The organism is Nonomuraea diastatica (genome assembly GCF_004349015.1).
GTDB lineage: Bacteria > Actinomycetota > Actinomycetes > Streptosporangiales > Streptosporangiaceae > Nonomuraea > Nonomuraea diastatica.
The window spans coordinates 1-687 of record NZ_SMKP01000453.1; the positions used below are offsets into that span (position 1 = coordinate 1).

1 protein-coding gene is annotated in these 687 nt (G+C 70.3%); it reads left to right on the forward strand.

Annotation, left to right across the window (positions count from 1 at the left end):
* The first annotated feature begins 166 nt into the window (after window positions 1-166).
* Window positions 167-529, forward strand: a complete 363-nt coding sequence (locus E1294_RS54255) for a hypothetical protein (protein WP_181958694.1) — start codon at window positions 167-169, stop codon at window positions 527-529.
* Window positions 530-687: the final 158 nt, after the last annotated feature.

Here is a 687-nt window from a genome sequence, read left to right on the forward strand (position 1 = left end):
ACAGATCCAGCCCGATCCCCTACCAGGAGGCCCTTCATGCCGAGCAGCGTTACCGGTGAACGCACCGACCCGGAACTGCCGGTCAAGCGTGGCTGCCCGTTCACCCCGCCCGCCGCCTACGAACGGCGGCATGGACGGCGCAGAACACTCCGCGGCCCGCCGCCCGGTGGTCAGCGAGTTCACCGTGCGGCGGCTGGCCGCGCTGCGCCCGCGGATCCAGGACATCGTCGACCACTTCATCGACGACACGCTCGCAGCCGACCGGCATTCGACACGCTGTTCCGCCGCATCCCCACCCTGCGGCTCGCCGCACCGGCCGAGCACCTGCCGTTCAAGAACGACGCCGTCATCCACGGCGTTCACGAACTCCCGGTCGCCTGGTGAGCAGGACATGATGCGCATCGAAGCCGGCAGCGATTTCTGCGTCGGCTCCGGCCAGTGCGTCCTGACCGAACCGGCCGTCTTCGGACCCGTCTCGAAGGGAGGTGTGGGCTATGCGACGCGACCCCACCTGGGACTGATGAGGTGATCCCGCGGTGGGGTGGTGGCGTCTGCAACGAGGCAGGCGGGTCACCACCCACCGCGGGGGCCGGTGCCCGCCCGCGCGGGTGCCTGAGCATGGCAGGACCTGCCGCAGTGCGGGCTCGTCGAGGGCGGCGAGGAAGTCGAGTCGGACCGGACGGAATC